The sequence below is a fragment of the Paenibacillus terrae HPL-003 genome, assembly GCF_000235585.1.
Classification (GTDB): Bacteria; Bacillota; Bacilli; order Paenibacillales; family Paenibacillaceae; genus Paenibacillus; species Paenibacillus terrae_B.
On sequence record NC_016641.1, the window covers coordinates 6,016,831 to 6,031,073 of the forward strand.

The 14,243-nt window shown below is 45.5% G+C and carries 12 protein-coding genes; 3 read left to right on the forward strand and 9 right to left on the reverse strand.

Annotated elements, in window-relative coordinates; translation table 11 throughout:
• Positions 1–49: 49 nt before the first annotated feature.
• Both alaS and HPL003_RS26675 read right to left on the reverse strand, forming a co-directional pair.
• Complete coding sequence (alaS, locus tag HPL003_RS26670) at positions 50–2,683, reverse strand: alanine--tRNA ligase (RefSeq protein ID WP_014282933.1); 2,634 nt, start codon at positions 2,681–2,683, stop codon at positions 50–52.
• 343 nt (positions 2,684–3,026) lie between these two features.
• Positions 3,027–4,094 carry an AI-2E family transporter gene (locus tag HPL003_RS26675; protein WP_014282934.1) on the reverse strand — a complete coding sequence of 356 codons (1,068 nt, stop codon included), beginning with the start codon at positions 4,092–4,094 and terminating at the stop codon, positions 3,027–3,029.
• A gap of 208 nt (positions 4,095–4,302) precedes the next feature.
• Here HPL003_RS26675 and HPL003_RS26680 point away from each other — a divergent pair, with 208 nt between their 5' ends.
• Complete coding sequence (locus HPL003_RS26680; protein ID WP_014282936.1) at positions 4,303–6,276, forward strand: methyl-accepting chemotaxis protein; 1,974 nt, start codon at positions 4,303–4,305, stop codon at positions 6,274–6,276.
• Between the two features lie 213 nt (positions 6,277–6,489).
• Here HPL003_RS26680 and HPL003_RS28145 read toward each other — a convergent pair whose 3' ends face one another.
• The 5 genes from HPL003_RS28145 to cymR form a co-directional block, all read right to left on the reverse strand.
• Complete coding sequence (locus tag HPL003_RS28145) at positions 6,490–6,702, reverse strand: hypothetical protein (protein ID WP_013311529.1); 213 nt, start codon at positions 6,700–6,702, stop codon at positions 6,490–6,492.
• A gap of 10 nt (positions 6,703–6,712) precedes the next feature.
• Positions 6,713–7,234 carry a PRC-barrel domain-containing protein gene (locus HPL003_RS26690; RefSeq protein ID WP_014282938.1) on the reverse strand — a complete coding sequence of 174 codons (522 nt, stop codon included), beginning with the start codon at positions 7,232–7,234 and terminating at the stop codon, positions 6,713–6,715.
• A 134-nt stretch (positions 7,235–7,368) separates the two neighbouring features.
• Complete coding sequence (locus HPL003_RS26695) at positions 7,369–8,520, reverse strand: cysteine desulfurase family protein (protein WP_014282939.1); 1,152 nt, start codon at positions 8,518–8,520, stop codon at positions 7,369–7,371.
• 520 nt (positions 8,521–9,040) lie between these two features.
• On the reverse strand, positions 9,041–9,142 hold the full coding sequence (locus HPL003_RS30120) for a hypothetical protein (protein WP_014282940.1): 102 nt from the start codon (positions 9,140–9,142) through the stop codon (positions 9,041–9,043).
• A gap of 201 nt (positions 9,143–9,343) precedes the next feature.
• Entirely contained in the window at positions 9,344–9,763 is a 420-nt protein-coding gene (gene cymR / locus HPL003_RS26700) for a cysteine metabolism transcriptional regulator CymR (protein ID WP_014282941.1), read from the reverse strand.
• Positions 9,764–10,061: 298 nt separating this feature from the next.
• Here cymR and mnmA point away from each other — a divergent pair, with 298 nt between their 5' ends.
• Positions 10,062–11,189 (forward strand): tRNA 2-thiouridine(34) synthase MnmA, encoded by a 1,128-nt coding sequence (gene mnmA, locus HPL003_RS26705; RefSeq protein ID WP_014282942.1) that lies wholly within the window; start codon positions 10,062–10,064, stop codon positions 11,187–11,189.
• Between the two features lie 553 nt (positions 11,190–11,742).
• On the opposite strand, the gene HPL003_RS26710 is transcribed toward mnmA, so the two are convergent.
• Both HPL003_RS26710 and HPL003_RS26715 read right to left on the reverse strand, forming a co-directional pair.
• Positions 11,743–12,717, reverse strand: coding sequence for an alpha/beta hydrolase (locus HPL003_RS26710; protein WP_014282943.1), 975 nt, complete (start codon positions 12,715–12,717; stop codon positions 11,743–11,745).
• Positions 12,714–13,343: a TetR/AcrR family transcriptional regulator gene (locus HPL003_RS26715; RefSeq protein WP_014282944.1), complete on the reverse strand. Its 630-nt coding sequence runs from the start codon at positions 13,341–13,343 to the stop codon at positions 12,714–12,716. The genes HPL003_RS26710 and HPL003_RS26715 overlap by 4 nt, the downstream gene beginning before the upstream one ends.
• A gap of 532 nt (positions 13,344–13,875) precedes the next feature.
• On the opposite strand from HPL003_RS26715, the gene HPL003_RS26720 reads away from it, so the two are divergent.
• Positions 13,876–14,040: a helix-turn-helix domain-containing protein gene (locus HPL003_RS26720; RefSeq protein WP_014282945.1), complete on the forward strand. Its 165-nt coding sequence runs from the start codon at positions 13,876–13,878 to the stop codon at positions 14,038–14,040.
• The last annotated feature ends 203 nt before the right edge of the window (positions 14,041–14,243 follow it).

A 14,243-nucleotide genomic window follows, 5' to 3' on the forward strand; every position in this document is an offset into this window, starting at 1 on the left:
AAATGTCTAAGTTCGGTTTTTTCCAAAATTCCGCAAAAATTATCGAACTTTATCCTTGAGTAGCCGCCACTACCAATTCACGGGCGCGCACGAGCGCTTCGTCCAGCCTGCTGGCATCCTTGCCTCCGGCTTGCGCCATATCCGGACGGCCGCCGCCACCGCCGCCGCATACTGCAGCAATTTCCTTCACAAGCTTGCCTGCATGAAGCCCAGCCTTGGTATGCTCTGCCGGTACAACTACGACAAAATTGACTTTGTCGTCCATTGCAGCCCCAAGTACTAGCACAGCAGTTGGAAGCTTGCCTTTTAGCTCATCGGCAATCGCACGCAGCGCATCCATACTGGAAGCCTGTACACGTGCAGCCAACAGTTGTACTCCGCCAGCTTGCACGACCTGATCGGTCAACTGGCCCGCTTCAATAACACTCAGCTTGCTTTGCAGCGATTCATTTTCACGACTGAGGTCCTTAATTTGCTGTTGTAAGGATTCAATGCGTTTTGGCACCTCGGACAGCTTGGATTTCACCAGACCTGCCGATACTTTTAACAGTTCCAACTGGCCTTCTATATATTCAAAGCCAAAGCGTCCGGTCACCGCTTCAATACGGCGAACACCCGATCCGATGCCGCTCTCACTGACAAGCTTGAACAGTCCGATTTGTGAGGTGTTGCTCACATGACAGCCGCCACACAGCTCAATGCTGTAATCGCCTACCTTGACGACACGTACGATATCTCCATATTTTTCACCAAACAGCGCCATCGCTCCGAGAGCCTTGGCTTCATCAATCGGTTTCAGTTCAATATTTACATCCAACTGGCTCCAAATAGCACGATTTACACGCAGCTCAATATCCGTCAGTTCCTCCGGCGTAATGCTTCCAAAATGAGAGAAGTCAAAACGCAGACGCCCAGGCTCCACCAGTGAACCCGCCTGATTGACATGGTCGCCCAGCACTTCCTTAAGCGCTTTGTGAAGTAAGTGCGTAGCGGTATGGTTTTTTTCGATCTCACCACGGGATGCTTGGTCCACTTCCGCTTTCACAGTATCGCCAACGTTCAGCTCACCGGCTTCCACGACAACCTGATGTACATGCTGGCCTTGAGGCGCCTTGAACAGTCCTTCGACCTTCGCCGTTACCGTACCCCCGCGCAGCAAGCCGTGGTCACTTACCTGTCCGCCACTTTCGGCATAAAAAGGAGTCACGTCCAGCACAACCTGACAGGTCTGTCCTTCACTAACACTATCCACCAGCACATCTTCATATACAATAGCCACAATTTTAGACTCTGTTACGAGGTCATTATATCCAACAAAATCGCTTTTAACCGCCAAGTCAGACAGGGCTCCACCCTGAATCTTCATGCTGGCATTGTCCTGATGAGCGTCACGCGCACGTTGCCGTTGCTCCTGCATCGCTTCATCAAAACCCTCACGGTCTACTTTCAAGCCCTGCTCGTCCGCATAATCCTCTGTGAGGTCAAATGGGAAGCCGTACGTGTCATACAGTTTGAATGCGTCTGCTCCGCTGATGACATTGCGACCTTCCGCTTTCGCCTGGGCACTGATATCAGCCAAAATAGCCAATCCGTCTGTCAGTGTCTCGTGGAAGCGTTCCTCTTCTGTTTTGATCACCTTGATGATGAAATCACGCTTGTCCACCACCTCAGGGTAGTACACACCCATAACATCCCCCACCGTTTCCACCAGTTCAAACATAAATGGACGGTTCATACCCAGCATTTTCCCGTAACGTACAGCACGGCGTAGCAAACGGCGGATAACATAACCACGGCCTTCGTTGGAAGGCAGCACACCATCACCAATCGCAAAAGTAACGGTGCGGACATGGTCAGCAATAACTTTGAGAGCCACATCGCTGTCCACATTTTCGTTATATTTGACTCCTGCCATTGCAGCAGTTTTCTGGATCAGCGGCTGGAAAATATCTGTATCAAAATTGGAATCCACATTTTGCAAAATGGATGCAAAACGCTCCAATCCCGCGCCTGTATCAATATTTTTGTTCGGAAGCGGTGTGTAGCTGCCATCCTTGTTATGGTTGAATTGTGAGAATACGAGGTTCCATACTTCCAGATAACGCTCGTTTTCACCGCCCGGATACATTTCAGGGTCCGTCATGTCGCTGCCGTAAGCTTCGCCACGATCATAAAAAATTTCCGTACAAGGTCCGCAAGGGCCTTCGCCGATATCCCAGAAGTTATCTTCCAGCTTGATAATTCGTTCAGCAGGAAGCCCCACCTTTTCGTTCCACAGCTTGTACGCCTCTTCATCCTCAGGATATACAGTTACAGCCAGACGCTCCGGGTCAAAGCCGATCCACTTCGGATCCGTCAGAAACTCCCACGCCCATACAATGACTTCTTCCTTAAAATAGTCGCCAATCGAAAAATTACCGAGCATTTCGAAAAAAGTGTGGTGACGGCGCGTTTTGCCGACATTTTCAATGTCATTGGTACGAATACATTTTTGTGAATTAGCGATACGCGGATTTTCAGGCTTCACACGTCCGTCAAAATAAGGCTTAAGCGGTGCCATCCCCGCATTAATCCACAGCAGGGAAGGATCTTTATGCGGAACAAGCGGTGCGCTTGGTTCAATCACATGTCCCTTGCTTTCAAAAAACTCCAGCCATTTGGAGCGGATTTCACTAGCTTTCATATAAGTAGCCTCCTAATTATGGTGTCACTTGTACTTGGCATAGGCCATAAAAAACAGAAAAACGCCCCTGAACGGATCAGGGACGATTGTATCGCGGTACCACCCTGGTTATCGTCGTCCCCTCTGTACGAAATGCTACATGCGCAAGCTGCACACTCAGGCATCTGATTAACGGACGAGCGATCGCCTTGTTTTCACTGGTAACGGGAGCATCCCGGCGGGTTCAGCCCGCACTCCGAAATGAGCTTTCCCAACTGGATAAACACATTTAAACACACTCAATTCAGTATATCCGTGTCATTTAGCCGTGTCAACGCGATTTCAGACGGGGATATGGACGAAATCAGATCGTTTTGCGCTTCACGTAATAAGCAAAAAAATGCTGAAGCGCCACCTTCAAGACCGCCATCACCGGAACCGCTAAAATTAGCCCGGTTATTCCCGCTATTTCCCCGCCCACCAGCAATGCGAAAATGATGGCAATCGGATGCAAATGCAAGGTTCGTCCAACCACCTGGGGAGAAATGACGTTGCTTTCCAATACTTGAATACAGGTGTTGACAACTACGACCAGCAGTACCATTTTAAAAGAAACCGTAGAAGCCATAACGACCGCCGGAGCAGCCCCCAAAAACGGCCCTAAATACGGCACGATATTGAATACAGCTACCACTCCTGCCAGCAGCAACGCATAAGGCATCCCAACCAGCATATATCCGATATAGGCCATTACCCCGATAATGACGCACACCAACAGTTGTCCGCGCACATAGTTACCGAGCGCCTGATCAATTTCCTTGAGCACCGTTACAATGGCCTTGCGACGGGATCGCGGGAGATAAGACACAATAGCCCGTTCGAACACATCGAAATCCTTTAAAATATAAAAAATGAGAAACGGAACAATGAACACATTGAACAACATATTGATCATCCCGCCGATGTTGTCCATAAAAGCAGCAATGCCTGTAGCCATCCGATTTTCGAGTTGAAAAAACCACTGATTCATACCTGAGCGTACCCCTTGGGGTACAATACTTCCGTCCATATTCGTCATTAATCCCTGTGCATGCATGGTCAGCTCAGGCAGATGCTCATTCAGTTCATCCAGTTGTTCAATAAACATCGGAATCAGGTGCATCAGAATAACGACGAGACTGCCCAAAAATACAGCATAAATGAGCAGGACGGCTACACTTCGAGGTACCTTGCGTCCACCCAGCATATTGACCACAGGATTAAGCACATAGGAAATAATCATCGCCACCGCAAATGGCGCAATAATCGTTTTCAGAAAATCATACAGGTGCAAAAACAAAGGCCGCAGCAGCCAGATAAAATACAGAATGACAAGTCCCAGCAGTGTCCATATTCCGTATCGGAACAGCCTGCTTTTCGTTAATTGCTCCATACCGTGCCCCCTTACCGGACTAGCCTCTTTTAAGTATATGCCTGTACCTTTACTTTAATCCTTCCCGTAACTGTGGAGCGCCTTAAATAATGATTATGAAGGAAGAATTAAAAGAATTGAAAATGATTAACAAAGTCATTCTATCTGACGATATAAGTACAAAGAACTATTTGAGCTTTCACATTTCTGAATCATCGGGGGTCGTTACATGAACTTGAAAATGAAGCTTATTCTCCTTTTCACCTGTATTGTTATCGTTGCAGCTGGGCCATTGTCCGTCATTAGCATGACAAGTATTAAAAATCAGGCCAACCGTGACATACAAGAGCTTATGAACAGTAAAGCCACCGAAACCGTCAACCAGCTCGACGGATGGACAAGCGGCAATGCCAAAATTATCGAGACATTAGCTACAGGTCTGGAATCCGGCAATATTCCGCCAGATGCCAAAATAGCTTCTCTAAAAGCGGCCTTTCAAAACTATAAGGATCAAAGCATCGCTAACATTTATGCAGGATTTGAGGATGGAACCTACTGGGATGGCTCTGGCTGGTCTGATGCGAGCTACGATCCTCGCACACGTCCGTGGTACAAGGATGCCAAAACCAAGGGGGAATTGTATTATTCCTCACCGTACATTGATGCAGGAAGCCAGGACTTCACTATTTCTATTGCAAAGCCTCTCAAGGACTCCAATGGCTCTATCACTGGGGTGATCAGTGAAGATATTATGTTAAACGACATGACAAAAATCATTAAAAATATAAACCTGAACGGATTAGGCTACGCATTTCTGATTGACCAGAATGGAATCGTGGTCGCGCATCCGGACAGCAAGCTAGCTGGTAAAAATCTCAAGGATACGCCCGAGCTGGGTTCATCAACAGCTGCCCTACTCAGCGCCCCTTCGGGAAAAGCCGACTACAACTACAATGGCAGCGACCGCCAGCTTTATTTTAAGAAAATGCCCAGCACAGGCTGGATTGTAGGCTTGTCTATCTCAAAAGATATTGCTTTTCAGGAGTACTACTCCACTCGTAACCAACTGTTGATTACTGTAGCTATTATTTTCGTTGTTGCTATGCTTTTGGCGATCTGGGCGGCGAACAGCTTTATCAAGCCGATTCGGAGGCTTCAAGCGAACGTCAAGCGGATTGCTGAAGGGGATATGACGGCACGTGTGGATATTAAGGGCAAAGATGAAATTGCCAGCTTGGGTACGGATTTTAATATCATGTCGGATAATCTTTCTCACTTGCTGCGCAAAGTGGCAGATACGGCTGGCGAGGTCAGCTCAGCTTCTCATGACATGCACCAGCACGCCAAGGATACCGGGACCATTGCATCACAAATCTCCAGTGCCGTTCAGGAGCTTGCCCAAGGAGCAAGTGATCAGGCCGAGGCTGTATATTCCGGCTCTGAAAAGCTATCGCATATGACGGGCTCCATCGACCAAATCGGCGAAAGCGTCAAGCGAACCCAAACCGCCGTGCTGGAAACGGACTCTGCCGTGCTAGCTGGGTACGAAACAGCGGAGCGTCAAGCGAAGCTTGCAGCCGAGTCCAGACAAACAACAACCGCTGTAGGTGAAGCTGTAGACTCGCTCACGTTGAAAACACAGGATATTGAACGGCTGGCCGGGGCCATTCATGATATCGCAGCCCAAACAAATCTGCTGGCGCTGAATGCTTCCATTGAAGCAGCCCGCGCCGGGGAACACGGACGCGGCTTTGCCGTCGTTGCCGGGGAAGTACGCAAGCTGGCTGAACAAGCAGGAAGTTCCAGTGACAGCATTATGCACAAGCTGGAGGAAATCAAGGTTGCGGGACTGCGGAGCGCAGAGGAAATGAAGAAGGCTCTCTCCGTAACAGTAGAACAGGAGCATGCGGCTACTGCTACGAGACAGGCGTTCGAGTCCATACGGGGAGCTTCTCAGCATATGCTGAACCAGATTGAAGATGTATCCGCTGCGGCTGATCATCTCCGTACAAACGCCGGACATATTTCCGATGTCATTTCCAGCGTGGTCGCCGTTTCTGAGCAAAGCGCAGCTTCCACCGAGGAAGTGGCTTCCTCCGTACAGGAGCAAGGGCATTCCATGAACAATATTGCCGAGCTTTCCGCCAAACTTGACTCGCACGCAGACCTGCTGCTGGAAGAGGTTAAACGCTTTAAGCTGTAAAACACTTCTGCCCAAAAACAGATAAACAGCATGCTATCTATCCAGACAGGAATCCACATGAAAAAGAGGGTGGCTCTCAGGCTATTACAGCCATCGGGAGTCACCCTCTTCGTTATTCATCAAGCATGGTCCAATCTATTATCCGGTCATCTGCTGAACGGTATAGTCACATCTCATATAGATGGACAGCCTGTCCCCGCTCCAGGTTTAAACTTAGGAAGAAGCGTGGATCTGGGGCAGGTCCTGTTGTGCCATTTCATCTCCAAAGAACAGGTCGTCCAGCGAACTGAGCGTACCGTCCTCTTCCACTTGGTAGACGGACATTTTTTCACCATTCACCTGAAGTTCGATGAAGCATCCCCAACAATAAAATTGATGGGAGCCGATTTTGCCGATATCTTTGGAATTACAATTCGGACATCTCAATAAACTCACCCTATCCATTAACAGAATATATGGCTTTTTCCAAACGCTGTTCGCTTAACGGGGGCACCATAACGGCATTCTCCCCGATGGACATTTCTTCGGTGCAGGGCAGCCATTTCCGCCCTTCTATAATATCCGAAACAAAACCATCGCTGATTTCCAAGCCTATTATGTTATTGCCCATTCCCTGGTCAAAATAAACATCCGAAATGTGTCCGAGCATAAGTCCTTCCTCTGTAAGCACGGATAAATCCTTCAATTTACCGGGTCCAAGCAAATACGTATGTTGAATATCGTCGGCTTCCGTTTTACGGACAGCTTGCTGATTGCGGATCATAATCGCATCTTCGCCATAAGCAACGATGTCATCCCAAGCCACCATTTTCACTTGAGATGAAAAAAGGCCTTTGCCCTCCAACTCGATCCCTGTAATTTTCCAATCAACCGTCACCATAAAATCGTGTATTTTACCGATCTGCTTCCCGTCCTCTACATCGAAAACGGCAAGTCCGATCATATCCTGAAGCTTCATATATAGGGTACCTCCTCATTCTGCAATCCGAACGGAGGTGCGGTCCTTTCCTTCATGCGTGTCAGACCTTGGTTCCGTTCATGCAATGAAATGGAAAACCGCCCCTCCCTTCTTATTAAAGTGCGGAGAAATCCCTAGTACCTAGTACGTAGCCGCTTCCATATGGTTTCAATTTTCTTGGCCGTGTATTCCATTTCTTCCGTAGTATTACCCAAACCGAAGCTAAACCGAATCGCAGATTTCAAAACATCTTCAGGAAGATCCATCGCCTGCAATACATGTGACAATTCCAAAGACCCGGAAGTACAAGCTGAACCGCTGGCTGCTGCAATTCCTTCCATATCCAGATTCATCAGCATGGTCTCCGTACCGATATCCGGAAAGCTAAGATTCAGAACATTCGGTAAAGAATACTCAGGGTCGCCGTTGATTACAAAAGCGTCTTTGCCCAAAGTGTCTTCCAGCGCTTTCAGCAAAGTTTGACGAAGAGTCATATCATGCGCCCAACGTTCCTCTATTGAGGTGTTGGCAAGAGTTGCTGCTTTAGCCAAACCTGCAATCCCGGCAACGTTTTCCGTACCAGCACGGCGTTTCTTCTCCTGAAGTCCCCCGTGCATCAAAGGTTGGATACGTGTACCCTGACGGATATACAATGCTCCAACGCCTTGCGGGCCGTTAATTTTATGACCGGATACGCTAAGCAAATCAACCGGAAGGCTCTGGCAGTCTATCTGAATATGACCGTAAGCTTGAACCGCATCTACATGGAATACAATGCCATGTTCTCCCGCAATCTGTCCCACTTCATGGATCGGTTGAATTACGCCTACCTCGTTGTTGGCATACATCATGCTGATCAAAAAAGTATCCGGTCGGATCGCAGCCTCTATATCGGCTGGATTGACGCGCCCAAAGCTGTTGACTGGCACATAGGTCACTTCGTATCCCGCTTTTTCAAGTTCAGCGCAAGCATGAAGCACCGCATGATGCTCAATAGTTGTCGTAATGATATGGCCGGAAATGCGTCCATCTGCCGTAGCCGTCCCGAACAGGGCCAGATTATCGCTTTCTGTCCCTCCGCTTGTAAATATGATTTCTTCGGACTTGCAGCCCAAAGAGGCCGCAACGGCATCCCGCGCAGCGCTGACGGTGCGCTTGGCATCCCGGCCAAAGGCATGAACGCTTGAAGCGTTACCGAATTGGCCGGTCATGATGTCCATCATAGTCTGCGCAGCCTCAGGATGCATAGGAGTCGATGCGGCATGATCCAGATAAATTCTGTTCATGTCAATTCACCTCAAATGTAAAACATCTTGTTTTTAGTATCGCCGAAGTTCAATTATATACTTCTTTCTTAACATAATGCACTTTAAATGTTTTTGTAAGAACATTGCAAACGCGGGTATTCGCCGGAAATGTGATTTTTTTATTTTTAAATAACAGTATTGATTCTCACAAAACTCAGTATTTCCAACATTTACTCCACAATTGTATATCAATGTGTACAGTGTAGCAATGATGCCCTTGTTCCAAAGCCAGCAAACCCGCTCGAATGTCCTTTATGCGTCTCCCTGTCTTTATCTGTTGACCTATGTAACCTGAGAATAAGACTACTTGGCAACCCGTGAAGGCTAATGAAAAACAATTTGTACAAGTGCATGTGCATGTTAAAGCTTGTTTGAAACATACGTCTAAAGCCTAATGAAGAAGTCGCTAAGTAAAAATAAGCTCTACCAGTAATATACTGGTAGAACCCTTTTATTGAAGCAACGGAGTAGAGATTGCCATGCAATTGATTTCACGAAATTAAACCCAACATGCTTTAGTGATTATAACCAACAAGATAAAGAGTACCAAGATTGCACCTGTAGAAGTCCACATACCATAACCACCTTCATATCCACCCATGGCTTTAACCTCCTTTATTTGTTGTACACCTTAATGTATGTATAATTATGCTCGGTGACAGGGCAAACAGGTAACAAAAATAAAGGCTCATACCAGATTTGCTGGTAGAGCCTTTTATACCGAAACAACAAGGTGTTACTGCCGCGATGCTTTAAAAATCAAACCCAGCACGCTTTTTCTTGTTTTTAGCTGGATTCAAAACTAGATGTAAAACATATAATTATCCAATTCATCATGTTCCTGGTATGTGATCAAGTCCTTGAGTGTAGTGGAATCCAGTACTTCTGCAATACTGTCACGAATCCGTAGCCATAGCTGACGCTTCGCTGGGTCGTCCTCTTCCGTGAAATCTACTGGAGAAATCGGACCCTCCAATACACGAATAATGTCTCCTGCCGTTACCCCTGCCGGTTCACCCGCCAGAATATAACCGCCGTAAGCACCACGGATACTTTTTACCAAACCTGCATTGCGCAAAGGCGCAATAAGCTGCTCCAGATAATGCTCGGAGAGCTGATTTTTCTCGGCTATACTTTTCAAGGACGTCGGACCTTCGCCAAACCTGGCTGCAAGTTCCATCATAATCGTCAGGCCGTAGCGGCCTTTTGTTGATATTTTCAATTGTGCCACCTCACTTATAGTAACAATTCCGTTAAACACGCGGAATAACTGGTGTTATAAACCTCTCTATTCCGATCTTAACCCTCAGCTTATGTTAACATATTAGGGTAGGTAAAGGGAAATATTACGGTAACAATCTTAAAAAAAGTTGTTTTCGGACCATTTGGAACCGCTTTGGCCCATTTTATTGAACTTTCTCCCATCGTTCTCTGTGTCGTTGGATCGTCCAGCCATCGTAACTTATTATCGTTTATGTTATAATAGGAGGGTTCTACAACAATATTGAGAGAATTGGGTGATGACCATGGCTAAAGCCAATCATGAAACCCGTGTCGTCGTCGGCATGTCCGGGGGCGTCGACTCATCCGTTACCGCGCTGCTGCTGAAGGAGCAGGGCTATGACGTAATCGGCATCTTCATGAAAAACTGGGATGACACGGATGAATTTGGCCGTTGTACGGCTGAGGAGGATGCGGAGGATGTACGCCGTGTCTGTGAGCAGATCGACATTCCTTACTATACCGTCAATTTTGAAAAAGAATACTTCGATAAAGTATTCTCGTATTTTCTTGATGAATATAAGGCTGGACGTACTCCAAACCCGGATGTCATGTGCAACCGTGAAATTAAATTCGGCGAATTTCTCAATAAAGCGCTGGATTTGGGCGCGGATTATGTTGCTACAGGACATTACGCTCGGGTTGTGGATGAAGACGGCCATTTCACCTTGCTACGGGGCGTGGACAGCAACAAGGATCAGACCTACTTCCTGAATGCATTGAGCCAAAAACAATTGTCTCGGGCTATGTTCCCCATTGGCCATTTGCCGAAACCGGAAGTCCGAAAAATTGCGGAAGCCGCAGGATTGTATACGGCCAAGAAGAAAGACAGCACTGGCGTATGCTTCATCGGCGAGCGTAATTTCAAGGAGTTTTTGAGCGGATATCTGCCTGCTAAAGGCGGAGACATGGTGGATATCGCTACAGGTGAAGTCAAAGGACGCCATGATGGTCTGATGTACTATACACTCGGCCAACGGCAAGGCTTGGGTATAGGCGGCTCCGGTTCAGGCGAACCGTGGTTCGTAGCCGACAAGGATCTGGAGCGGAACATTTTGTATGTGGTACAGGGCGACCGTCACCACAGCTTGTATTCCACCAGTCTAATTGCTACCGACGTGAACTGGATTGCAGGCGCGGATACACGTCCATCCGGCGAATTCCGTTGCACAGCCAAGTTCCGTTATCGCCAGCCTGACCAGCAAGTGACTTTACAATGGCTTGAGGATGGAACCGTACACGTCGTATTCGACGTACATCAAAAAGCCATTACCCCTGGACAAGCCGTCGTATTTTACGATGGTGAACGGTGTCTGGGCGGCGGAACCATTGACAAGGTGCAAAAGCTCCAGCCTGAAACGGTTTAAAGTAATCCCCGTTTAATGCTGGCATAAGTGCTTAAACAGGAGGCGTCTCTTCTTTCTATGGAGGGACGCTTTTTTATGAAATGATGCTCTTTTTCCATTTGGGTATATGATGTAGACAAGATGACAATAAGCAGCGTGTGACCACCATATCATAAAGAAAAAACACATTCGGCAAAATTAATTACTTGGTGTGTTCATTCTTTATACATGGTTTATACATTGCTATAAGTGGATGATTCGATTATGTATTTTGCGAAAAGTGGTTTTGCTACTCTTAACTGTCTACCTACCTTCATCACTGGGAAATTGCCGGAATTTAATTCGTTGTAGGCTACTGCCTGACCTACCATTAAGATTTCCCGAATGTGAGTTACGTCTAAAAGTGGTGGGTATGACTGCTTAAATAATAACTATTTTCTATGTATTTTCATTTAAAACGTAAATAAAAGCCTGTAGTGGTTTTCTACACTACAGGCTAAAAATGCTTGATATTATTGGGTACTTTTACTTGGTCAGGACAAGCTCCTCACTAGTTGGCTCTCTTGGATTGAATTTATTTTCCTACATACTCATCCAAAAAGCGATCTACTCTTTGGAAATATTCAGTGGGGTAATGGTTGATAGCATCGATGTGTTCCGTATTTTTCGGGTACCACACTTCTGCACTTGGGTTATCTTTTAAGGACTCGTAAATAAGTTCTGTATTTTTATAACTAATTTGCTGATCTCCAGTACCATGAATGAGCATAACTGGCTTGTCTTGCATCTTTTTTACCGCATCCATAGGAGATATGGAATCAAGATCAACCTTAAAGACCCAATTTGCCATCCATGTCGATGTATAACTGAATGGGAACGCAGGTAAACCTGAAAAGTAGGGCAAACCCTCTCTCAGAAATAGACCAGCATTACGAAAAGGGCTATCCGCAATTACGGCTTTGATGTCATCACTTTCACTTGCGGCTAGCAAAGAAGTAGCAGCACCCATTGAAAAGCCGATAACTCCAATGTTATCACCCGTATGGTCTTTGGATTTTAAATAGCTTACAGCTCCTAGCAAATCGTATTTTTCATTGAGGCCCAGTGTAATCAAATCACCATCGGATTTACCTTGCGAGCTGAGGTCAAATGCCAGTACATTGTAGCCTTTCGGAACGAAATGCTCTACTAACTTTTGGGTCCGCCCTTTGACTAAACGATTGCTCGTATATCCATGGACGACAATAATTGTCTTATTACTCGATTTACCAGAAAGACCACTTGCAGGAAAGAAGGAACCTCTAATCGTATTATCATTTTTCAAGCTCTTGAACTCGACCTCTTCGTAGGGAGTTTTATCGATATTCAATTCGTAGCTGACATTAGTGTCTCTAGGATGGTGCAACAAGGTGTCTACTACTTTATAAGATATAAAAAATACAAGAGCCATCACAAGCAAAAGCACGATCCCTAGGCTCCATAAAATTTTCTTCCGTTTTTTCACACGAACGTTAGATGTCAGATCGGGTTGTAATGATGTTTGGCTCATTCAGACTCCTCCAGTTTTTCTTTAGGTTGTATGGGTGCGAACAAATAAAAGGCATGCCCCTTCAGATTCTCCCACTCAGGATGATGAATAATACTTTCTCCAAGAGTTAAGCCCACTCCATTTAAGAAAGAGATATAGGCACGAGAGATCATTGCTGGAGAAAAGCTTTTGTTGAATTCTCCCATTAACTGTCCCTTGGCATAGACGGATTCGATCGCATCTGTCATTACCTTTATACTTTCAAGGACCTTCTGTGTAAGTTCAGGGAATCTTATTCGTTGTCCTAAGACAGATTGAACAAGCCGCAATTCATTTGTATAGAAGTAGATATGGTTGAATTGTTCTGCCACCATGTTCTTAATCAATACGCCCGGCGTCCCCTCTTGTTGTAGACAAGCAAGCGATTTTACCTGAATATCAGCAAGCGGCTCAAGGACAGCGGCATAGTATAAAGCTTCTTTGCTAGGGAAATATTGAAAAATGGTTCCAGGAGTCACTCCCACACTCTGCGCAATGATAGCCGTTGTGGTATTAGAATATCCACTTTCTGCGAACAGGATAATAGCTTCTTTTAGGATACGTTTACGCCGCTCTAGTCTTTTTTCTTCATTGATGGGTCTTGCCAAATGTATTCCCCTCTCTTTAAACTAAACTTTCATTAATTAATTAAATGATTGGTTATTTAATTAATAATATATCTTAAATTACGACTTATAGCAAGAGTGAATTTATTTATCTTACTTACGAGCAGGATGAAACTCAACAAATAAAAACAAGCCGGAGTGCTGCCCAACATGCGCCTCCGGCTTGTTAATATCAGGTTACTTTGGATGAGTACACGTTCCGCCTTCCTTAAGTATTTCAGCGGATTTTCAAAGGTATAAAGGCACGTAGAACGAAACAATTTCAGCTTTACACTATAATGTGGAGATAGTTGAACGATAACTTCCCTGTTCCCAACAGATAAGAAAATAGGTTTATTTGCTCGTCTCGGCTATATCAAATTAGCCAACTACTTTTACAGTCATCATTCTTTCTTAATTGAACGTATCCTGACCATTCATGGCTTGCTTGTTTGCTTTTTTCGTCATTAGGTATCTTCCTCCTTGAGATATTGGTAAAATGGCAATAGATTTTTATTTGGAGGATGTCCAATTAATGAAATTAACAATAAAATCGAAAGAAGTAATGGAAGAAAAAGGAATTACTCAATTGGAATTAGCTAAGAAAGCAAATGTGCGACAAGCTGCAATTTCCGAGCTATGTAGAAATGCTCGTGAAGAAGTTAATTTAGCAATGTTAACAAGGATAGCAAAGCATTAGATATAAATGATATATCTGTATGAGTTTATTTAATGGTTAAGGAGCGTCAAATTTGAGGCACCCATATTTGAGGAGGATGAAGATACATCCAAAAGTTGTTTCCGAAAGATTGGGACATCGTAGTGTTTAGGATTGAGTAATTTACTGAGTAAAAAAGAAGTATCTGATCCACTAGAAATTGAAGAAAAATTTTGTGACCAAAA